Annotated in this window: 9 protein-coding genes; 4 read left to right on the top strand and 5 right to left on the bottom strand. The window is 64.4% G+C overall.

From position 1 onward, the window contains the following. Positions 1 to 36: 36 nt before the first annotated feature. Positions 37 to 8,850: a GH36-type glycosyl hydrolase domain-containing protein gene (locus MRBLMU1_RS10780; RefSeq protein WP_414646064.1), complete on the bottom strand. Its 8,814-nt coding sequence runs from the start codon at positions 8,848 to 8,850 to the stop codon at positions 37 to 39. A 339-nt stretch (positions 8,851 to 9,189) separates the two neighbouring features. Further along, entirely contained in the window at positions 9,190 to 11,289 is a 2,100-nt protein-coding gene (locus tag MRBLMU1_RS10785; protein WP_363500808.1) for an aminotransferase class V-fold PLP-dependent enzyme, read from the bottom strand. Between the two features lie 217 nt (positions 11,290 to 11,506). On the opposite strand from MRBLMU1_RS10785, the gene MRBLMU1_RS10790 reads away from it, so the two are divergent. From MRBLMU1_RS10790 to MRBLMU1_RS10800, 3 genes are all read left to right on the top strand, one after another. Then, positions 11,507 to 11,995: an Lrp/AsnC family transcriptional regulator gene (locus MRBLMU1_RS10790; RefSeq protein ID WP_363500811.1), complete on the top strand. Its 489-nt coding sequence runs from the start codon at positions 11,507 to 11,509 to the stop codon at positions 11,993 to 11,995. Positions 11,996 to 12,062: 67 nt separating this feature from the next. After that, on the top strand, positions 12,063 to 13,235 hold the full coding sequence (locus tag MRBLMU1_RS10795; RefSeq protein WP_363500814.1) for an HPP family protein: 1,173 nt from the start codon (positions 12,063 to 12,065) through the stop codon (positions 13,233 to 13,235). 89 nt (positions 13,236 to 13,324) lie between these two features. After that, positions 13,325 to 15,130, top strand: coding sequence for a DUF885 domain-containing protein (locus MRBLMU1_RS10800; RefSeq protein ID WP_363500817.1), 1,806 nt, complete (start codon positions 13,325 to 13,327; stop codon positions 15,128 to 15,130). On the opposite strand, the gene MRBLMU1_RS10805 is transcribed toward MRBLMU1_RS10800, so the two are convergent. Next, entirely contained in the window at positions 15,060 to 15,224 is a 165-nt protein-coding gene (locus tag MRBLMU1_RS10805) for a ubiquitin-like domain-containing protein (protein ID WP_363500820.1), read from the bottom strand. The two genes, MRBLMU1_RS10800 and MRBLMU1_RS10805, sit on opposite strands and share 71 nt — an antisense overlap. A 105-nt stretch (positions 15,225 to 15,329) precedes the next feature. Between MRBLMU1_RS10805 and MRBLMU1_RS10810 the strand changes: the two genes are divergently transcribed. Further along, positions 15,330 to 16,733, top strand: a complete 1,404-nt coding sequence (locus tag MRBLMU1_RS10810) for a sensor histidine kinase (RefSeq protein ID WP_363500823.1) — start codon at positions 15,330 to 15,332, stop codon at positions 16,731 to 16,733. 24 nt (positions 16,734 to 16,757) lie between these two features. Here MRBLMU1_RS10810 and MRBLMU1_RS10815 read toward each other — a convergent pair whose 3' ends face one another. Both MRBLMU1_RS10815 and rpoC read right to left on the bottom strand, forming a co-directional pair. Further along, entirely contained in the window at positions 16,758 to 17,363 is a 606-nt protein-coding gene (locus MRBLMU1_RS10815; RefSeq protein WP_363500826.1) for an ArsR family transcriptional regulator, read from the bottom strand. 347 nt (positions 17,364 to 17,710) lie between these two features. Continuing rightward, a complete protein-coding gene (rpoC, locus tag MRBLMU1_RS10820; protein ID WP_363500829.1) occupies positions 17,711 to 21,943 on the bottom strand; it encodes a DNA-directed RNA polymerase subunit beta' in 4,233 nt (1,410 codons plus the stop codon). Between the last annotated feature and the right edge of the window lies 1 nt (position 21,944).

Consider the following 21,944-nt stretch of genomic DNA (forward strand, 5'->3'; position numbering starts at 1 on the left):
CTATTCAGACATTACCGCACTAAATTGAGTAAACCATTACAGTCGTTCCTCCTCGGGAATAGCCAGCCGCGCGGGCAGGCGCAGTTCGACCTGGTGGGTCATGCCGGTGTCGACCAGCGCGATCACCTGTTCATGCTGCGGCACGCCGTCGACCGTCAGCACCGGCACCGCGCTGGCGCCGGCGCCGGCGCCGTCATCGTGCAGCACGCGGATCACGTACGACGATGTCTCGTAACGGTAGGTCAGCGTGAAGCTGTTCCAGCCGGCCGGCATGCGCGGGGCCAGCGTCAGTTGCCGCGCCCCGCGCGTCAATCCAAGCAGGGACTCGATGATCAGGCGGTACATCCAGCCCGAGGAGCCGGTGTACCAGCTCCAGCCGCCGCGCCCCACATGGGGCGCCACCGCGTAGACGTCGGCGGTGACCACGTACGGCTCGACCTTGTACTTGGCCGTGCCCTCCGCCGTCCCGCCGTGCATGACCGGGTTGATCATGCGCGCCAGTTCCCAGGCCCGCTCGGTGTCGCCCAGGCGGGCGAACGCCATCGCGGTCCAGATCGCGGCGTGGGTGTACTGGCCGCCGTTCTCGCGCACACCGGGCACATAACCCCGGATGTAGCCGGGGTTCGGACCGGCCTTGTCGAACGGCGGATCGAGCAGCTGGATGATGCCCGAGTCGCGCCGCACCAGGCGCTGGTTGACCTGCTCCATGGCGCCGCGCACGCGCGCCGGATCGGCGGCGCCGGACAGCACGCCCCAGCTCTGCGAGATCGAATCGATCTGGCATTCCTCGTTGGTGTGCGAACCGAGTGGCGTGCCGTCGTCGAAATAGGCGCGGCGGTACCACTCGCCGTCCCACGCGTTCAATTCGACGTTGGCGGCCAGCTTCCTGGCCTCCTCGCGGCATTCGGACGCGAACACCGTGTCGTCCTTCATGTCGGCGACGTCGGCGAAGCGCTGCAGCACCTCGCACAGGAAGAAGGCCAGCCAGACGCTCTCGCCCTTGCCATGCTCGCCCACCTTGTCCATGCCGTCGTTCCAGTCGCAGGAGCCGATCAGCGGCAGGCCGTGTTCGCCGAAGCGCAGGCCGTGGCGGATCGCCTGCACGCAATGCTCGTACAGCGTGCCGCTCCGGCTCGAGCGGCCAGGCATGTCGTAGTAGGAGTCCTCCTCCGGCTTGACGGGGCGCCCTTCCAGGTAGGGCAGGTTTTCCTCCAGCACGCTCATGTCGCCGGTGCTGGCGACATAGCGCCAGGCGCCCAGCGGCAGCCACAGATAATCGTCCGAGCAGTGCGTGCGCACGCCACGGTCCGACGGCGGATGCCACCAGTGCTGGACGTCGCCCTCGATGAACTGGTGGGCGCCGCACAGCAGCAACTGGTCGCGCAGCAGGTGCGGCTGCGTGTGGATGGTCGCCATCGCGTCCTGCAGCTGGTCGCGGAAGCCGAACGCGCCGCCGGACTGGTAGTAGCCGCTGCGCGCCCAGATGCGGCAGGCGATGGTCTGGTACATCAGCCAGCCGTTGGCGATGACATCGAGCTCCGGTTCGGGCGTCTCGATGCGCACCGCGCCCAGGGTCTTTTCCCAGTGCGCGTGAACGGCGGCCAGCGCCTCCTGCGCGGCGCCGGCGCTGCGGTGTTTTTGCACCATGCTGCTGGCGTCGGCGTTGCGGCGGCCGGCCACACCGAGCACGAAGACGATCTCGCGCTCCTGGCCCGGCAACAGGTCGAACGGCGCCTGGATGGCGGCGCAGGCGTCGAGGCCCGCGCCGACCTTGCCGGACAGGCGCGCGCGGCGCAACGCGGTCGGCGCGGCCAGCGAGCCGTTACGGCCGAGGAATTCGCCTCGGTCGCCGGTGATCGAGCGCAGGCCGGCGTCGCAGTTGAAGAACGCGACGCGGCCGGTGAACTCGGTGTTGTACGGATTGCGGGCGAACATGGCGCCGCTGACCGGATCGACCTCGGTGAGGATGTGCATGCCGGACTTGGAACGCATATCGCCCAGCACCCATTCGACATAGCCGGTGGCGGTCAGCTTGCGCGTTACCAGGGTGTCGTTGCGCACCTTGAGCACCGTGTACTTGATCGGCGCGTCGGTCGAGACGAAGGTCGTCATCTCGGTGGCGATGCCGTTCTCGCTATGTTCGAACACGCTGTAGCCGAAACCGTGGCGCGTGACATAGTCGCCGCTGCCGCGCGCGGGCAGCGCGGCGGGGGACCAGAACTCGCCGGTCTGCTCGTCGCGCAGATAGAACGCTTCGCCGCTGGCGTCGCTGACCGGATCGTTATGCCATGGCGTCAGGCGATATTCATGCGCGTTCTCGTGCCAGGTGTAGGCCTGGCCGCTTTCCGAGATCACCGTACCGAAGTGCGGATTGGCCAGCACGTTGGACCAGGGCGCCGGCGTGCGCTGGCCCTCGCTGGTGGTGATCACGTATTCGCGGCCGTCCGGCGTGAAGCCGCCGATGCCGTTTTCCAGCATCAGCGGGAGCGCGGGGCGAAGCGGCGGCACGGTGGTGCCGTAGTCGCCGCGACCGTCCGCCAGCAACGGCGGCATGCGCATCGACTGCGGGCCGGGACGCTTGACCTGCTCGGCCAGCGAACCGCGGCTGTCGCTGAGGATGGCGCGCGCCACCGACTGCAGCAGGATCCGGTCCTCGTTGGAGATCTGGTCGGCCAGGCGCACGAAGATGCCGCCCGGACGGTCGACCGCCTGGGCGTCGATGCCGGAGGCGATCAATCCCATGATCTGTTCATGCAGCAGCTGGCGGTATCCCGACTGATCCTCGTACCAGATGACCAGGTCGACCACCAGGCCTTTGAGGCGCCAGTAGGCGTGCGCCTGGACCATCTGGCGCACTAGATCGATGTTGGCCGGGTCCTTGATCTGCAGCAGCACGATCGGCAAATCGCCGGAGATCGCGTACGCCCACAGGCCGGACTGGCCGCGCTGGTTCTTGACCAAGGTGCCGACGTCGGCGCGCAGCGCGGCGTTCGGATAGATGACCGAGTTGGCCAGGCGGCCGTACAGTTGCCCGTCCGCCTCGCTGGCGTTAAGCTGGCGCAGCACGACCTGACTGTGGGTCCACGCCAGTTCGAACACGCGGTCGGCCAGATGCCTGTCCTGGTATTTGTCGACCAGATGCAGCGCGGCGTCGCGCTGCTCTGTCATGCCGGTGACGATATCGACGGTCGCCGTCTGGTCGGGCTTGAGCGTGATGGTGTAGCGGATCGCCACCACCGGATCGAGCACCGAGCCTTCGGCGCCGCTCAACGGGCCGCTTTCGAGCAGCGCGCGCGGCGCGGCGGCGGTGTTGCCGCGGCCGAGGAAGCGCGAACGGTCGGTCTCGAACGACACCGCGACGACCGGCGCGTCGTGCACCGTCATCGAATGCATCAAATACGGCATGGCCTCGTTGGCGCCGCGCGGACGGCGCGTGCACAGGATCGCCCGCTGGTCGCGCAGGATCTCGGTCTGCACGAACAGCTTGCTGAACGCCGGGTGGGCGGCGTCGGCCGCCGCCGGCGCCATCACCACCTCGGCGTAGCTGGTCACCTCGATGGTGCGCACGGTGTCGCTCTTGTTGGTGATGCGGGTGCGGCGCAGTTCGATGTCGTCTTCCGGCGAGACCACGATTTCCGTGTACAGCTCCAGGCCACGGTCGGAGCGGCGGAACTCGGCGCGTCCTTCCGAGAAGATCACTTCGTATTTGCGCGGATCGACCAGGGTCGGTTGATAGGTGGTGGACCAGAACTGGCCGTCGTCCAGGTCGCGCACATAGCAGAAATTGCCCCAGTTGTCGCGGGTGCTGTCTTCGCGCCAGCGCGTCACCGCCAGGTCGCGCCAGCGGCTGTAGCTGCCGCCGGCGTTGGTGACCATGACGTGATAGCGGCCGTTCGACAGCAGCTGGGTTTCCGGCACCGGTGTGCTGTGCTGGGTGAGCACGCGCATCGGCGCGGCCTGCTGATCGGGCACGGTCGTCCGCAACGCCGCCAGCTCGGTGGTGTTGGAGTAGAAGGCGCCGGCCTGCGGGCTGCGTTCCTGCAGCACCAGCAAGGTCGATTGCAGCAGCGGATCGGATTCGAAGCGGCGCTGCATCGGCCGGTCGTGCAGCAGATAGCTGAGCGACAGCAGTCCCATGCCCTGATGGTGGACCATGAACGAACGCACCACGGCGCAGCTCTGGCCGCGCGGCAGGCGCGAGGCGGTGTAGTCGATCGCCTCGAAGAAGCCGTAGCGTCCCATGAAGCCCAGACCCGCCATCTTCTGCAGGTTCAGGCAGGCCGCTTCCGGCTGCACCATCAATCCCATCATGGTGGCGTAAGGCGCGATCACTAGGTCGTCGGCCAGGCCGCGCTTCAGGCCCAGACCGGGAACGCCGAAGGCGCGGTACTGGTAATTGAGGCTGGCGTCGACGGTGTTGTAGCCGGATTCGGAGATCCCCCACGGCACGCCGCGGCGCTTGCCGTAGTCGATCTGCGCGTCGATAACGGCGTTGTAGGTCTGGTCCAGCAAGGTGCTCGGATAGTTCGGCATCACCAGCAGCGGCATCAGGTACTCGAACATCGAGCCGCTCCAGGACAGCAGCACCGGCTTGCCGGCGACGATGCACAACTGGCGGCCCAGCGCGAACCAGTGGTCCTGCGGCAGCTGGCCCTGGGCGATGGCGATGAAGCTGGCCAGGCGCACTTCCGACGCCAGCAAATCGTAGTAGCTGGCGTCGAGGCGGCGTTCGCTGACGTTGTAGCCGATCGCCAGCAGATTGGTGGTCGGGTTGTACAGGAAGCCGTATTCCATCTGGGCGAACGCACAGCTGCGCTGCGCCAGTTCGGCCAGCACGCGCATGCGTTCGTGCGCGGCCGCGCTGCCCTGCTCAAGCAACTGCGCCAGTTGCTGCTGGCGTTCGCGCTCGGCCGGGGCCAGGTCGGTCACGGGAATGGCCGCCGTGGCGTGGGACAGGCTGGCCAGTTCGCGCAGGGTGGGCATGCGTGTCATGCTGGTGTCGAAGACGGTATCGGACGACAGATTGACCCATGGCGCCAACAGCGCCAGCTCGTCGAGGGCGGCATGGCTTTGCCGCACCAGCGAGGCGCTCCACATCGCGGCGTCGCTTTGCGGTTCGACCTGCGCGTGCAGCGCTTCGGCGGCCTGCGCGGCCAGGGCCAGCCATCCGTTGAGCTGCTGCAGATGGGTGGTATCCGGCTTCGCGGCCAGTAGCGCCAGCAGCGGCGCCAGATCCGGCGGCGTGGCGACGGCTTCTGCGCCCGGGTTCGCGATGGATGGCGCGGCGCCGTCGCCGGAGCCATCGGCGTTGGCGGCGGCCGCGATCACGGTTGCGACGCTGGTGGCCGGTGCGCTGGCGGCGGCCGCTTCGTTGAGCGTCTCCTCCAGCACACGCACGGTGGCCAGCATGCCGTCGATGATCTGCGGGCCGAGGATCGGCTGGTCGAACATGCCGGTCAGGCCGGGCTGCAAAGTCAGCAGATGGCCCGCCAGATTACCGCTATCGACCGTCGAAATATAAATCGGGTGCAGCGGCTTGAGGGTCTGCGTGTCGTACCAGTTGTAGAAGTGGCCCTGGTGGCGCTCCAGCTTGTCCATCGCATCGAGCGTGGCGCCGGTGCGCGCGATCAGCTGCGACACCGTGATGTAGCCGAAGTCGCAGGCGCTCAGGTTGGCCAGCAGCGCCATGCCGATATTGGTCGGCGAGGTGCGGTGGGCGATGACCTGTACCGGATGCTCCTGCATGTTATCGGGCGGCAGCCAGTTGTCGTCGGGGCCGACGAAGCGGTCGAAATAGGCCCAGGTGCGGCGCGCCAGCTTATGCAGGAACACGTTCTGGTCCGGCGACAGTTGCGCGTCCTTGCGCTTGATCGGACGGCTGATCCAGTCCGCCACGGCCGGCGCCACCAGCCACGCCAGCAGGAACAGCGCGGACGGCGCCAGGCTGGCGGGACGCCAGCCGAGCAGCATGCCGCCGACGAACAGCGCCAGCACCGGCGCCGGCCACATTCTGATCCAGGTGCTGGCGTTGCCGGATGCCGCGCGCGACAGCGCCGAGGCGCGCCACTCGAGCATGTGACGGTGCGACACCAGCATGCGGTAGACGCTGCGGACGATCGCGTCCAGGCTGAAGTAAGCTTCGTACGGCAGGAACACCAGCATCAACACCGCGTGCGAGAACTGCAGGCCGGTACGGCGCACGGTGGCGCGCAGATGCTGGCTCCATAGGGTGTCCTTGGGACGGTGCAGCATGTCGTGCAGCGCGCTGACGAACGGCGGCAGGAAGATCACGGTCAGCACCGCGCCGGTCCACAGCCACGGGTCGGGCAGCCAGCGCCAGGCGACGATCAGCGACAGCACCAGCGCCGGCGCGGTCAGGCTGCGGCGCAGATTGTCGAACAGCTTCCAGCGCGACAGCAGCGATAGCGGGTTCTTCTCGCGTTTGCGGCCGGGTCCCGGCACGCGGCCGAACAGCCACGAGATCAGCTGCCAGTCGCCGCGTATCCAGCGCTGGCGGCGGCTGACGTCATCGCTGTAGCGGCTCGGATATTCTTCATAAAGTTGTGCGTCGCTCAGCAAGCCGGCGCGCAGATAGCAGCCTTCCAGCAGATCGTGGCTGAGCACCTGGTTGTCGGGCAGACGGTGTCCCAATACCTGCTCGAAGACGTCGACATCGTAGATGCCCTTGCCGATGAAGGAGCCTTCCAGGAACACGTCCTGGTAGACGTCGGAGACGGTGCGGGTGTAGGGGTCGATGCCCGGTTCGCCGCCGCACAGTTTTTCGTAGTGCGAGGCGTTCTCGCTCGGCAGGCTGACGGCCACGCGCGGTTGCAGGATGCCGTAGCCTTCAACCACGCAGCCGCGCGCCGCGTCGACGCGCGGGCGGTTCAGCGGATGCATCATGGTGGCGATGAACTGCGCGGCCGCGTCGCGCGGCAGCTGGGTGTCGGTATCGAGCGTGATGACGTACTTGATGCTTTCGAGCTGGCTGACATCGCCGACGACCACGGAGAATTTGTCGCGCGCGCCGCCGCGCAGGAAGCGGTTCAGGTCCTGCAGCTTGCCGCGCTTGCGCTCATAGCCCATCCACGAGCCCTCCTGCGGATTCCACAGGCGCGGGCGGTGCAGCAGCAGGAAAGGCGCGGCCGGATCGCCGCTCGGATGGACGGCGTACTTGCGGTTGAGTTGTTCGATCCGGTACTGCATCTGCTCGAGCAGCGCGGCGTCGCCCGGCAAGGTCTCGGCGGGGGCGTCGGCGAAATCGGTCAGCAGGCAAAACACCAGGTTGGGATCGCGGTTGGCGAGGAAGCGCACTTCCAGCTGTTCGCACAGGTCCTCGATGTTGTCCTTGCTGTAGGCCAGTGTCGGCACCACCACCAGCGCCCTGCCCTCGACGGGAATGCCGTCGTCGAGGTCCATGCGCGGCAGCGGGTTGGGATGGGTGACCTGCGTGGTCACCCAGTTGACGAGGCTCAGCGCCAGCTGGCTGCTGCCCAGCAGCGCCAGCACGCCCAGCGCCACCAGCACGATGCCGTTCACGCCGTGGAAGGCTGCGCGTTCGAGCAGCAGCGCGGTGGCGACGAAGGTGATGGCGGCGATCGCGCCCAGATAGGACGTCAGCGGCGAGGCGCCCGACGTGTGGCGGAACACCTCGCGCCACGGACGGCGCATGCCGGCCTGCTTTTCCAGCGCGGGCAGGCCGCCGCCGATCAGATAGAATCCGACGTGGCTGTGGCGCTCATCGCCGCTGTTGGCGTGCGCCACGGCCAGTTGCAAGGCCTGCTGCGCCACTTCCACCTCCGACAGGCGCGAGTGCTTGGCGATCTTCTCGACCGAATGGCGGTACTGGTCGCGGGTGGCGAATTCCATGCGGCCGTAGACGCCGGCCGGGTCCTGGCGCAAGGTCTGTTCGACCACGCTCATGGTCTCGACGAACTCTTGCCAGTCCATGGTGCCCAGGCAGCGCAGGCTGCCGATGCTGTTGGCGATCGAGACCTGCTCGGCCGCCTGCTGCTGGATCTCGGCCTGGATCTGCTGCTCGATGGTCTGGCCCGATTCGGCCAGGCGGTGCGTGATCCACGACAGCGCCAGCGTCAGCGCCGAGCTTTGCCCCTGCAGGCGGCGCGCCAGCTCGGCGACGAAGGCGCTGGTGATCGGCGGATTCGAACGGGCCATGTCGGCCACCATCAGAATCAGGCCGCTCGGATTTTTTTCCACCACCTCGGTCATCTGGTCGGCCCAGCTGTTGGCCAGGTCGCGGTCGGCGCGGTTGTCGGCCACGCGCACGGCCACGCGGCGCAGGTTCTCGATCAGCGCGAGACGCAGCATGATCGGGATCGCCCACAACTCGCCCAGCTTGAGCGGCGCGATCTCCTGGTACGCGACGACGAAGCGGCACAGCGATTCGGGATCGACGCGGCCGTCGCCGTGCGAGATGATCTCCAGCGCCAGCTTGTAGACGCGCGGGCAGCCCTCCGGCGCGCCGCGGCTCAGGCGCGGCAGTTCCTTGCTGTAGTCCTTCGGCAGGTGGCGGCGGGCGATGCGGATCTGCTCTTCGATCAGGTAGAAGTTATCGAGCAGCCATTCTGAGGCGGGCGTGATCTGCCGGCCGGCCTTGACGGCCTCGGTCAGTTCGTCGCAGGTTGTGTTGATGAAGTCGGCGTTTTCCGACAGGCGCGACAGCAATTGGTCGGGGCCGCCGCGCGTGCTCAGTTCGTGGTGGGCCGCCAGCGTTCTGCCGTGCGCGCCCATTTGCGCAGCGCTGAAGAGCTCGGCGCGTAAGGGCAAGTCTTCGTCATCTTCGTCGGAGACCAGGGAGGCGGTGGTCGATTCGCGGAAGCCGAGCGTCATCTCGGGCATCAGGGGATTGGTCTTTTTCAAGTTATACCTCGCTATGTTGCATGCGAGACGCGGCCGCGCTCCGGCTGCGGGCGCGACGAATCTGCGAATGGGAAATTATGTGCTAAGGCATCGTACTGGGGCGCACGAAAGGGGACTGTACGCTGACGTACATACAGCGGCGAGTGGTGGATTTGGGGCAAAGAAAAGGGCCGTGGCGGCCCTTGGGGTGGCTTGCAGTTTTGCGGTGTCGTCGCGTCCGCCGCGGGCGGTGTTGGCGGCGCGTGGCGGATTACGGCGTGCCGCCCAATCCACCCCACGTGTCTCCGTGGATACGCCTAACGCGCACAGTCACGCGGCCAACGCCAGGCCACCGGTGAGGCTGTACGCCTGGTCGTGTCCAAGGCGGCGCAGGCATTGCGTGGCTTTCATGCTGCGATTGCCGCTGCGGCAGAAAAACACCAGCGGCCGCCGCTCCTCGCGCAACCATACGCTGGCTTGTCCCGCCAGACGGCTCAACGGCACGCTATGCGCGACGCGGCCTCCCGGACCGGGCACAACGGTGGCGGCGAATTCATACGCCTCGCGCACGTCGATCAACACCGCGTCCGGATGCGCGCTCAAAAACGCGTCGAGCTCGGCGCTATCGAGTTGCATGCCGGACGGCGTGGCTAGTTGCGTCTCGGCAGTCAACATTGCCGGCGGATGCTTGGCCATGCTCGCGCAGAATTGATTGTGATCGTCGCGCGTTGGACACAGCAAGGTGCGCGGCCCGCTAACGGCCCGCAGCGCCTCGTCCCGCGCACCCGCGCTGAACGCGAAGCGAACAGCGGAGGCTGGCAAGCGGTCGCCATCGGCGGTCCCGAGCAGATACGCGCGCGTCGCGTTGCCCGCGCCGACGGCCATGCTCGCCAGCACTTGCGCGCCGAGCGTGATCGCGGGCGCGCCCGCGCCGTCCTCCAACACCACCAGCGGCGCCGGCGCGGCGGCCGGCCAACCGAACTGGTCCACGACACCGCCGGCATAGTGATCGCCCAAGGCCTCCACCAGCGACTGGCGCCCGGTGTCGGGCGCGGTGCCGACGACGGCCAGCACCCGATAGTTCTGGCAGCGCACATACGAGGCGATGCGCGGCGTCAGCTCCGGCAATGGATCGATGACCACGCAAGCGCCGCTGGCCGCGTCCAGCAGCAGCCAGCTGCACGCGCCTTCGACGCCCAGCTGCAGCAAGCCGTCGTGCGGCACGGCGGCACTTTCGGATGGGATCAGGCAACTGGCGCGCAGCGCGGCGCCGCAGCGCTCGATGCGGGCACAGGCGGCGGCGATGGTCTCCTCGTCGGCCAGCGGGCCGAAGGACATGCGGATGGCGCCGGCGCTGCGCCACAGCGGCACGCCCATCGCGTCGAGCACGTAGCTGGGCGCCGCCTTGGCCGACGAGCAAGCGCTGCCGGCGCTGACGCGCACCTGGGCCGCGTCGAACACGTCCATCAACTCGCGGCTCGACAAGCCGGGCACGGAGAAGTTGAGCGTGGTCGGCAACGCCTTGTCGAACGGATTGTTGAACACCACGCCGGGCAAGGCGGCGCGCAGGCTGTCGGCCAGCCGCGCGCGGAAAGCCCACAGCTCGTCGTGGCTGCGGAAGGTATCGCCACGTTCGAGCGCGGCCAGCACCACGCCCAGCGCGGCGATGCCGGCCATGTTTTCGGTGCCGGAGCGCTGGCCCGACTCCTGGCCGCCGCCCATGATCAGCGGCGTGAACGGCGCGCCGGCGCGCACGTACAACATGCCCACGCCTTTGGGCGCGTACAGTTTGTGGCCGGAAAATGGCGCGTAGTCGATGCGGGTGGCGGCCAGGTCCAACGTCAGCTTGCCCAGCGCCTGCACGCAATCGACCATCCAGTAGGCGGCCGTGCCGGTTTCCTTGATGACCGCTTCGATACCGTCCAGGTCGCTGACGACGCCGGTTTCATTGTTGGCGGCCATGGTGCAAATCAGCGCGGCCGAGCCGGCCACTTGCCGCAGCAGCGCCAGGTCGTGGGCGCCGGCCGCGTCGACCGGCAATTTGTGCAGGGTCAGATTCAAGCCCAGCAGCCGGTTCCAGTGCGCCAGGCTTTCCGGCACGGCCTTGTGTTCGGTGGCGCCGTAGACCAGCAGGCTGCCGATGGCCTCGCCGCGCGCCTGGCGTTCGCGCAAGGCGACCAGCGCCGACAGCACCGAGGTCTGGATGCCTTCGGTGGCGCCGCTGTTGAACATCAGACGGCCGTCGCCGACGCCGAGCAGGCGCACCGCGCAGGCGCGCGCCTGGTCCAGCAGGGCCTTGGCCTTGAGCCCGGTGGCGTGGGTGCTGCTGGGATTGCCGAAGCGTTGGCCCATGGCGTCGATGGCGGCGCCGATGGCGGCCGGCAGAACGGCGGTGGTGGCGTTGCCGTCGAGGTAGATTTCAGTGGTCATGGTGTTCGCTGCGTGGATGGAGAAGTCAGCTAAACAGTTTACCCAAGCGGCAACGATAAAATATGCCAAAATAGTCTGTTATTGACGCACCTCCTGGCATGAGCATGCTTCGCTATCGATCAATCCGGTATAAATCACCTTTTTGGGTTGCGGTCGGCTCCATCCAAGGTTCTGATAAAGTGCAGGATGTTCATTCTTCTTTTTCACCACACTCCACATGAATTCACTCGATAAATTCGACTGTGCCATCCTGGCCGCGCTGCAGGTCGACGGCACGCTCTCGATCGCCGCGCTCAGCGAGAAGGTCGGCCTGTCCAGCACGCCTTGCTGGAAACGGGTCAAGCGCCTGGAAGAGGAAGGCTATATCGAAAGCCGCGTCGCCATCGTCAACCGGCGCAAGGTCGGGCTGCCGGTGACGGTGTATGTCAGCGTGCGCACCGGCCAGCACGACGCCAAGTGGCTCGACCGCTTCGCCGCCGCCGTCATGGCGTTGCCGGAAGTGCAGGAATTCCACCGCATGAGCGGCGACGTCGATTACCTGCTCAAAGTCGTCACCACCGACATCGACGGCTACGACGCGTTTTACAAGCGCCTGATCAAGGTCGGCCAGCTGACCGGGGTGTCGTCGGCGTTCTCGATGGAACAGATCAAATACACGACGGCGTTGCCGCTGGAGCTGGTGTCCCACCGGGATTCGCACCAATAAGGTGCAATGAATGTGCATGAGCCGGCCCGGCATGGGATAATAGTTATTTCAAATACTCATTAAGCCCATGCGCGCTTTCCTGGACCGCTGGCTCCCCAGCCCGACCACCGCCAGCGGCGCCGAACAGTTGCGTGCCGCCCTCGGCGCGCTGTGCGGCCTGCTGATCACCGCCGTCCTCAGCCACTTCCTGCTCGAGCCCAGCAGCGCCTCCATCTTCATGGTCGCGCCGATGGGGGCCTCGGCCGTGCTGCTGTTCGCCCTGCCCGCCAGTCCGCTGGCCCAACCCTGGTCCGCCATCGGCGGCAACGTCGTCAGCGGCCTGGTGGGCGCGGCCTGCGTGCGCTGGCTGGGCGCGGGTTTGCCGCTGCCGATGCTGTGCGGGGTGGCCGTCGGCGCGGCGATCGCCGCCATGTTCGCGCTGCGCTGCCTGCATCCGCCGGGCGGCGCGGTGGCGTTGACGACCGTCATCGGCGGCCCCGCCGTGCACGCGGCCGGATTCGAATTCGCGCTGCTGACGGTGCTGGTCAACACCGCCATCCTCACCGGCATGGCCGTCGTCTACAACAACCTGACCGGGCGCCGCTATCCGCACACGCAGCAGGCCGCCCATCCGAATCCGCACGGCACCAGGGACGCGGTGCCGACCGTGCGGCTGGGCTTCAAGCCCGAGGACCTGGACGCCGTGCTCAAGCAACACGACCAGGTGCTCGACATCAGTCGCGACGACCTGGAATCGCTGTTCATGCAGACCGAGCAGCGCGCCTACCAGCGCCGCTTCGGCATCATCAATTGCGAGGACATCATGTCGCGCGACATCGTCAGCGCCGAATTCGGGACCGACCTCGAGCAGGCGTGGCAGCTGATGCGGCGCCATCACGTCGCGGCCCTGCCGGTGCTCAACCGCGCGCGCCGGGTGATCGGCATCGTCACGCAAACCGATTTCCTCGACCACGGCGGGCTGGACAACTACGGCGACATCCGCAAGCAATTGCGGCGCTTCCTGCGCAAGAGCGGCGTGACGCACACCGAAAAGGCCGAGGTGGTCGGCCAGATCATGACCCACCACCCGACCACGGCGCGGCTCGACACGCCCATCGTCGACCTGGTGCCGCTGATGGCCGACTCCGGCTTCCACCACATTCCGGTGGTCGACGACGAGCAGCGCTTCGCCGGCATCATCACGCAATCGGATCTGGTGGCGGCGCTGTACGAGAGCCGCTTCGCCGAAGCGGCCGCCTGAGGTAGCTTGATACAATTTGTTTCTTGGCCGGTCGACGCTATGCCTTATGCTAGTCGCCGCCAGAGTTATCATCGACCAGGAAACAAAACATGAAGCATGCAACCCGTCTTGCCAGCGTCGCGGCCGCGCTCGCGCTGGTCTTCGTTCCAATCAGCAATACCATAGCGGCCCCGGAAACCGCCGTGCCGCGCGTCAGCGCCACGCCGGCGCACCAGGCGCTGCTGGCCATCGCCGACCAATACTACGACGCCGTCGCCCGCTACGAGCCGATCGGCGCCACCGAGAACGGCGACAACCGCTACGACGACCAGCTCGGCCTGAGCATCTCGCCGGGCAAGCGCGCGCTGCAGTTCAAGATGTACCGCGACTTCAGCAAGCGCCTCAAGACCATCAAGCGCGCCCACCTGAACGCCGAAGACCGCATCAACTACGACATCCTCGCCTACGAGCTGCGCGGCCTGCTGGCCATGGAGCGCTTCCCCGAGCATCTGTTGCCCATCACGCAGATGGACAGCGTGCCGGTCGTGCTGGCCAACTACGCCGGCGGCGAGGCGTCGCAGCCGATCGCCACCGTCAAGGAATACGACGCCTACCTGAGCCGCATCTCGCAGATGCCGGCGTGGATCGACCAGGCCATCGCCAACATGCGCGAAGGCATGAAAAAAGGCATCACCCAGCCCAAGGCCATCATGATCTCGGCGCTGCCGCAGTTCAAGAAGCTGGTCAGCGACACCCCCGAAAGCAACATCTTCTACACGCCGATCAAGAAACTGCCGGCCGGCTTCAGCGACGCCGACAAGCAGCGCCTGACGGCCGCCTACCGCAAGACCGTCGGCGACGACATCATGCCGGCGCTGGCCCGCCTGGCCGCCTTCCTGGAAAAAGACTACCTGCCGGCCTGCCGCACCTCGACCGGCCTCGGCGCGCTGCCGGACGGCGCCGCGTGGTATCAGGCGCGCGTCGCCAACGCCACCACCACCACGCTTAAACCGGACGCGATCCACGCCATCGGCCTGCGCGAAGTGGCGCGCATCCAGCAGCAGTTCGCCGTGCTCGGACCCAAGCTCGGCTACAACGGCCCGGCCAAGGGCTTGCCGGTGTGGGTCGCCGCGCAGGACAAGTTCCGTCCGTTCAAGACGGAGCAGGAAGTGCAGGCCGTGTTCCACAAGCTGAACGATGTGCTCGACACCAAGCTGCCGCAGATGTTCACCCTGATGCCGAAGGCCAAACTGGACCTGCGGCTGGAACCCGAGCTGAGCCGCGCCACCGCGTCCGACCACTACACGGCGCCGGCCGGCGACGGTTCGCGCCCGGGCGTGTTCTGGTCGGTCGTCAACGATCCGACCAAGTACGGCAGCACCGGCATGACCACGCTGTTCCTGCACGAGGGCAAGCCGGGCCACCACTTCCACATCGCGCTGATGCAGGAACTGAACCTGCCCGACTTCCGCAAGTACGGCGGCAACAACGCCTTCACCGAAGGCTGGGCGCTGTATTCCGAAACCCTGGGCAAGGAAATGGGCTTGTTCGACGATCCGGCGCAATACTTCGGCCACCTGAACGACGAGTTGCTGCGCGCCACCCGCCTGGTGGTCGACACCGGCATGCACGCGCAGGGCTGGACCCGCGAGCAAAGCATCCAGTACATGCGCGACACCCTGGGCTACGACGACTACGCCAAGACCGAGACCGAGCGCTACATGGCATGGCCGGGCCAGGCGCTGGGCTACAAGATCGGTTCGCTCAAGATCGTCGAACTGCGCCATCGCGCCGAGGAGGCCTTGGGCGAGCGCTTCAGCCTGCCTAAATTCCATGAGGTGGTGCTCAGCGACGGCACCGTGCCGCTGGCCCTGCTGGAGGAAAAGGTCGACCGCTGGATCGCCTCCCAGCGATAAGCGCGAGGGCCGCCACGGTGACGACATCGTGGCGGCCCACCCTGAGGCCATGGCTTTTTAACACATTTGTGACAGTAACTGCTGGCGTTGACACAATCTCGCGCCACTTTGATCTATCGCAAGAACCATCCCGAAATACAAGCGGCCTTATCCGGCTCGCGCAATACTTCGACTTTCATCAAGCCTGTCGAATGCGCACATGCACTCTCTCCTGCCCGCCGTTGTCTCGCTACTCTTCCTGAGCTACGGGGCATACGTGTTGCACTCGCGGGGAGTCAGCCGGGTCAGCCTGACCTTGTTTCTGCTCTGCACCACCACCTTTTGCTGGCAATTTTCCTGGGCCATTCTGTTCCAGATCCGCGACCCGGATGAGGCGCTGGCGGCTGCCAAGCTCGGCTACCTGCTGATCCTGTTCCTGCCGACCACCTTGTACCATTTCGTCGCCGAGATCACCGCCCACCGCAGCGAGCGGCGCTGGGTCGAACTGTCGTACCTGTTCGCCGGGCTGCTGGGCGTGATCCTGCTGAGCAGCAACTGGCTCATCGCCGGCCTCTACACTTACTTTTTCGGTTTTTATCCCAAGGCCGGTCCGCTGCACGTGCTGCACCTGCTGCACACCGTGTTGGTCGTGGGCCGCAGCCTATGGCTGCTGTACCGCCGCCAACAGCTGGCCGTGTCGACCGAGAAAACCCGCTTGCGCTATTGCCTGGTCAGCATGCTGATTTACTTTTTCGCATCGGTCGACTATCTGTGCAATTACGGCGTGCAGTTTTATCCGCCGGGAATGCTGTTTGTCGCCGCCAGCCTCGGCCTGATCGCCCAGGCGATGGTCCGGCACAACCTGCTGGCCGACCCGATGGAGGTGGCCGCCTCGATCGCCCATGAAATGCGCACGCCGCTGGCCACCATCCGCAGCCAATCGCGGGTGCTGGCCAAGTCGCTGCCGGAGCTGCTGGCCGGCTACCACCTGGCGGTCGAACACAAGCTGATCGAGCCAACCTTGCAACCTGCGCAACTGGACTACCTCGGCAAGCTGACCCAGCATATCGACGCCGAGATCAGCCGCTCGAATTTCGTGGTCGACATGATGCTGGCCTCGGCGCGCGCCGGCATGCTCAGCCGTAGTGATTTCGCCAACCATTCAATCAAAAAATGCGTGGAGGAGGCACTGGCCTGCTATCCGTTCGAAAGCTCGATGCGGGACAAAGTGGTGGTCAAGGGAGGGCACGATTTCACGTTCTTCGGCTCCGACGTGCTGCTGGTCTACGTGCTGTACAACCTGTTCAAGAACGCTTTGTACGCGATCAAATCGGCCGGCCGGGGAGAATTGGAGATCGCCTTCTTTATCGACGGCGCCGATAAAAAGCTGCTGGTCACCGATACCGGCAGCGGCATACCGGCCGATGTCCTGCCCCATGTTTTTGAACCGTTTTACAGCACGCGGCATAATGGCGGCGGCACCGGAATGGGGCTGGCGTTTTGCGAGCAAGTGATTACCGCGTTTGGCGGGAAGATTCGTTGCGAATCGCAGGCCGGGCGATATACGCGGTTTTCTCTATCGTTTCCGCAAAAACAGGTTGCCGCCGGCTGGTCGAATGAATAGGCGGTGGAATATTAAACCGCGTGATTAAGGCGCGGGTTCCTCGCCGCTGACTTTTTCCAAATCGGATTCATCGCCCAACACATAGATTTTCTGCTCGCGCAATACCTGCAGAATAAATGGCTGTTGCTCGCGCAGGCGGCGCTTAAAATCGGGAATCGAATAGAGATTGGGATTGATCTTCCGGCGCAATAAGCGCTCGGCGACCGGCAGCCTGGATAATAATTCGCCGTAGCTGGTGTTATCTCCGATCAGCAATAACTCCACCGGCGTATCCATGCCCTCGTGTTCCTTGGCGGTCGCGCCATAAACAAAGGCCACGTTCAATACGTGCTGCAGCGGCGCCAGCGCGGAATTCAATACGCTGACCAGGCCGAAGGTTTTCTTGACCAGGCTGCTTAATTCCCCGAACACGATGCAATCCTTGTTGGGCTTGAAGCGGCGCACATTGCCGATGCGTTCGGACGTGATGACGCCGGATTCGTGCAGGCGTTTGAGTTCGCGCTGGGCCGAAGCGCTGCCCAGGCCGGTCAGACGCATGATCTCGTTCAAGTGGAAACCTTGATTGACACGTACAAACAGCAAGCCCAGCAGTTTCTGCTGGGCGGGGGTGAAGAGGGCTTGAGCAATCATGAGCCAGATCTTAGCATGAACAAACTAATTGCTGGCGCAAACTCCGGGGTCAGGTCCACCAATTCTACACGGACTATACCTTAGTTCCCGGTGGCGCTCTCGCGCGGCGTTATTGGCGGCGCTTGGCCGATTACGGCGTGCCGCCTAATCCGCCCTACGTGTCTTCACGGTGTGCAACGTTATTTGGACGATGGCGCTGGAGCGGGACATGTTGTTTTATGTGCGAGGCGGTTATACATATCGGGGTCATTTAATTGCCGGGAAATATTGTTTATAGCCCGATATAAATATTCGGGCATAAAAAAACGGCACCCGAAGGTGCCGTTCCATATTGCGCTTTATTTCTATTACGCTTCGCCGTCGTGCGGGGCGACAGTTTCGGTCGCTTCCACATCGCCGCCGGACATCGAGGCTTTTTCTGCCAGCAGCAGAGCTTGACGCTCTTCCACTTCCCACTGCTCTTTCTCTTTGCGAGCGCGGTGGAATGCCAGACCGGTGCCGCCTGGAATCAGACGACCAACGATGACGTTTTCTTTCAGACCGCGCAGACCATCGCGCTTGCCCATGATTGCGGCTTCCGTCAGAACGCGGGTGGTTTCCTGGAACGATGCGGCCGAGATAAACGAATCGGTCGACAGCGACGCCTTGGTAATACCCAGCAGAACGTTTTCGTAGGTTGCAGGGATCTTATTCTCCGCATTCACACGATCGTTTTCATCCAGCAGTTCCGAACGCTCGACCTGCTCGCCAACGATATAGTTGGTGTCGCCGGCATTAACGATCTGAACGCGACGCAGCATCTGGCGCACAATGACTTCAATGTGCTTGTCGTTAATCTTAACGCCCTGCAGACGATAAACGTCCTGCACTTCGTCAACGATATAACGGGCCAGCGCTTCGATACCCAGCAGACGCAGAATGTCTTGTGGATCGGCAGGGCCGTCGACAATCATCTCGCCCTTGTTCACCACCTGGCCGTCGTGGACCAGCACTTGCTTGTCCTTGGTGATCAAGAACTCGTGCTTGTTGCCGTCCATGTCCGTGATTTCCAGACGCTGCTTACCTTTGGTTTCCTTACCGAATGCAACCGTACCGGTCACTTCGGCCAGCATACCCGCGTCCTTCGGCGAACGTGCTTCGAACAGCTCGGCAACGCGCGGCAGACCACCGGTAATATCGCGGGTCTTCTGCGATTCGGTCGGGATACGTGCCAGCACTTCGCCGACCGATACCGCCTGGCCGTCTTTCACCATGATCAGCGCGCCGACCTGGAAGCCGATCGCCACCGAGTGTTCGGTGCCGGCGATCTTGACTTCTTCGTTCGAGTCGTTCAGCAGTTTCACTTGCGGACGCATGGTCTTGGTCAGCGAACCACGACGCTTCGCATCGATCACAACCAGGGTCGACAGACCGGTCACTTCGTCCACCTGACGGGCAACGGTCACGCCTTCTTCGACGTTCTCGAAACGCACCACACCGGCGTACTCGGTGATGATCGGACGGGTCAGCGGATCCCAGGTCGCCAGGGCCGTGCCGGCCTTGATGACCATGCCGTCCTTGACGATCAGGGTCGCGCCGTACGGCACCTTGTGACGCTCGCGCTCACGGCCGTGGTCGTCGGTGATCAGCACTTCGCCCGAACGGGAAATGACGATTTGCGCGCCCTTGCCGTTGGTGACGTAACGCATGGTCGAGGTGAAACGGATGGTACCGTTCGACTTCGCTTCGACCGACGAGGCCACCGCCGCACGCGACGCCGCACCACCGATGTGGAACGTACGCATGGTCAGCTGGGTACCTGGTTCGCCGATCGACTGCGCGGCGACCACACCGACGGCTTCGCCGGCGTTGACCAGCATGCCGCGGCCCAGATCGCGGCCGTAGCACTTGGCGCACAGGCCGAAGCGCGTGTCGCAAGTCAGCGGGGTGCGGACCTTGACTTCGTCGATCGACAGACGCTCGATCTCTTCGACCATGTCCTCGTCCATCAGGGTGCCGGCTTCGTACAAGGTAGCCTGGGTTTCCGGATTGACGACGTCGTTGACCACCACGCGGCCGAGGATACGGTCGCGCAGCGCTTCGATCACTTCACCACCCTCGACCATCGCCTTCATCAAGGTGCCGTTGGTCGTGCCGCAATCATCTTCGATGACGACCAGATCCTGGGTCACGTCGACCAGACGACGGGTCAGGTACCCCGAGTTCGCGGTTTTCAGCGCCGTATCGGCCAGACCTTTACGAGCGCCGTGGGTCGAAATGAAGTACTGCAAAACGTTCAGACCTTCGCGGAAGTTCGCGGTGATCGGCGTTTCGATAATCGAACCATCCGGTTTCGCCATCAGACCACGCATACCGGCCAGCTGGCGAATCTGCGCCGCCGAACCGCGGGCGCCCGAGTCGGCCATCATGTAAATCGCGTTGAACGATTCCTGGGTCGACTTGGTGCCGTCACGCTTGATGACGTCTTCCACTTTCAGCTGGTCCATCATGGCCTTGCCGACTTCGTCCGAGGTCTTGCCCCAGATGTCGACCACCTTGTTGTAGCGCTCGCCGGAGGTCACCAGACCCGAGGCGTACTGCTGCTCGATCTGTTTGACTTCGGACTCGGCGGCCGAAATCAGGGTGACTTTTTGTGGCGGTACCAGCATGTCGTCCACGCAGATCGAAATACCGGCGCGGGTCGCCAGGCGGAAGCCCGACTGCATCAGTTGGTCAGCGAACACGACCGTGGCGCGCAGGCCGCACTTACGGAACGAGGTGTTGATCAGCTTGGAAATTTCTTTCTTTTTCAGCGCGCGGTTCAGCACCGAGAAAGGCAGGCCTTTCGGCAGGATTTCCGACAGGATGGCGCGGCCGATCGTGGTCTCGTAACGCGTCACGGTGCGGACGAATTCGCCCGTCGCCGGATCTTTCGGATGCTCGACGATGCGCACGGTGATGCGGGTCGTCAGTTCCACTTCCTTGTTGTCGTAGGCGCGGATGACTTCCGACACGTCCTGGAACAGCATGCCTTCGTTCTTCGCGTTGATCGCTTCGCGGGTCGCGTAGTACAGACCCAGCACGATATCCTGCGAAGGAACGATCGACGGTTCGCCGTTCGACGGGAACAGGATGTTGTTCGACGCCAGCATCAGGGTGCGCGCTTCCATCTGCGCTTCGATCGACAGCGGAACGTGCACAGCCATCTGGTCACCGTCGAAGTCGGCGTTGAACGCCGCGCAGACGAGTGGGTGCAGCTGGATGGCCTTGCCTTCAATCAGGACCGGCTCGAAAGCCTGGATGCCCAGACGGTGCAAGGTAGGCGCACGGTTCAGCATGATCGGGTGTTCGCGGATCACGTCTTCCAGGATGTCCCAGACGACCGGCTCTTGAATCTCGACCAGCTTTTTAGCGGCCTTGATCGTGGTAGCCAAGCCCATCAGTTCCAGCTTGTTGAAGATGAACGGCTTGAACAGCTCGAGGGCCATCAGCTTCGGCAGACCGCACTGGTGCAGTTTCAGCTGCGGACCCACCACGATGACCGAACGGCCCGAGTAGTCGACGCGCTTACCCAGCAAGTTCTGACGGAAACGACCGCCCTTACCTTTGATCATCTCTGCCAGCGATTTCAGCGGACGCTTGTTGGCGCCGGTCATCGCTTTGCCGCGACGGCCGTTGTCCAGCAGCGAGTCGACCGCTTCTTGCAGCATGCGCTTTTCGTTGCGCGTGATGATCTCTGGAGCGCGCAGCTCCATCAGGCGTTTCAGGCGGTTGTTACGGTTGATCACGCGGCGATACAGATCGTTCAGATCCGAGGTCGCGAAACGGCCGCCGTCCAGCGGGACCAGCGGACGCAGTTCCGGCGGCAGCACCGGCAGCACTTCCATGATCATCCACTCGGGCTTGATGCCCGAACGCTGGAACGCTTCCAGCACTTTCAGACGCTTGGCGTATTTCTTGATCTTCGCTTCGGACTTCGATTCCTTCAGTTCCACGCGCAGGGTCTCGGCATCGCGGTGGATGTCGATCGAGCGCAGCAGTTCACGGATACCTTCGGCGCCCATGAAGGCGGTGAAGTCGTCGCCGTACTCTTCGTACTTGGCGGCGTAGTCGTCTTCCGACATGATCTGGCACTTCTTCAGCGGGGTCATGCCTGGATCGGTCACGACGTATGCTTCGAAGTACAGCACGCGTTCGATGTCCCGCAGGGTCATGTCCAGCACCATGCCCAGACGCGACGGCAGCGATTTCAGGAACCAGATGTGGGCGGTCGGCGAGGCCAGCTCGATGTGGCCCATGCGCTCGCGGCGCACCTTGGCCAGGGTAACTTCAACGCCGCACTTTTCGCAGATCACACCGCGGTGCTTCAGGCGCTTGTACTTGCCGCACAGGCATTCGTAGTCCTTGATCGGGCCAAAGATCTTGGCGCAGAACAGACCGTCGCGCTCAGGCTTGAAGGTACGATAGTTGATGGTTTCCGGCTTTTTAACTTCGCCGTAGGACCACGAACGGATTTTTTCAGGCGAGGCGAGACCGATCTTGATCGCGTCAAAGGTCTCGTTCGTCTGTACTTGCTTGAATAGATCGAGCAGTGCTTTCATG

The sequence above is a fragment of the Burkholderia sp. LMU1-1-1.1 genome (assembly GCF_040675865.1).
Classification (GTDB): domain Bacteria; phylum Pseudomonadota; class Gammaproteobacteria; order Burkholderiales; family Burkholderiaceae_D; genus Rugamonas.

Excerpts from the sequence above, each read along its gene's own strand:
- MRBLMU1_RS10815 (WP_363500826.1), bottom strand. The coding sequence starts at position 17,363 with ATGATTGCTCAAGCCCTCTTCACCCCCGCCCAGCAGAAACTGCTGGGC.
- MRBLMU1_RS10795 (WP_363500814.1), top strand. The coding sequence starts at position 12,063 with ATGCGCGCTTTCCTGGACCGCTGGCTCCCCAGCCCGACCACCGCCAGC.
- MRBLMU1_RS10800 (WP_363500817.1), top strand. The coding sequence starts at position 13,325 with ATGAAGCATGCAACCCGTCTTGCCAGCGTCGCGGCCGCGCTCGCGCTG.
- MRBLMU1_RS10785 (WP_363500808.1), bottom strand. The coding sequence starts at position 11,289 with ATGACCACTGAAATCTACCTCGACGGCAACGCCACCACCGCCGTTCTG.
- MRBLMU1_RS10810 (WP_363500823.1), top strand. The coding sequence starts at position 15,330 with ATGCACTCTCTCCTGCCCGCCGTTGTCTCGCTACTCTTCCTGAGCTAC.
- MRBLMU1_RS10790 (WP_363500811.1), top strand. The coding sequence starts at position 11,507 with ATGAATTCACTCGATAAATTCGACTGTGCCATCCTGGCCGCGCTGCAG.
- MRBLMU1_RS10780 (WP_414646064.1), bottom strand. The coding sequence starts at position 8,850 with ATGACGCTCGGCTTCCGCGAATCGACCACCGCCTCCCTGGTCTCCGAC.
- rpoC (WP_363500829.1), bottom strand. The coding sequence starts at position 21,943 with ATGAAAGCACTGCTCGATCTATTCAAGCAAGTACAGACGAACGAGACC.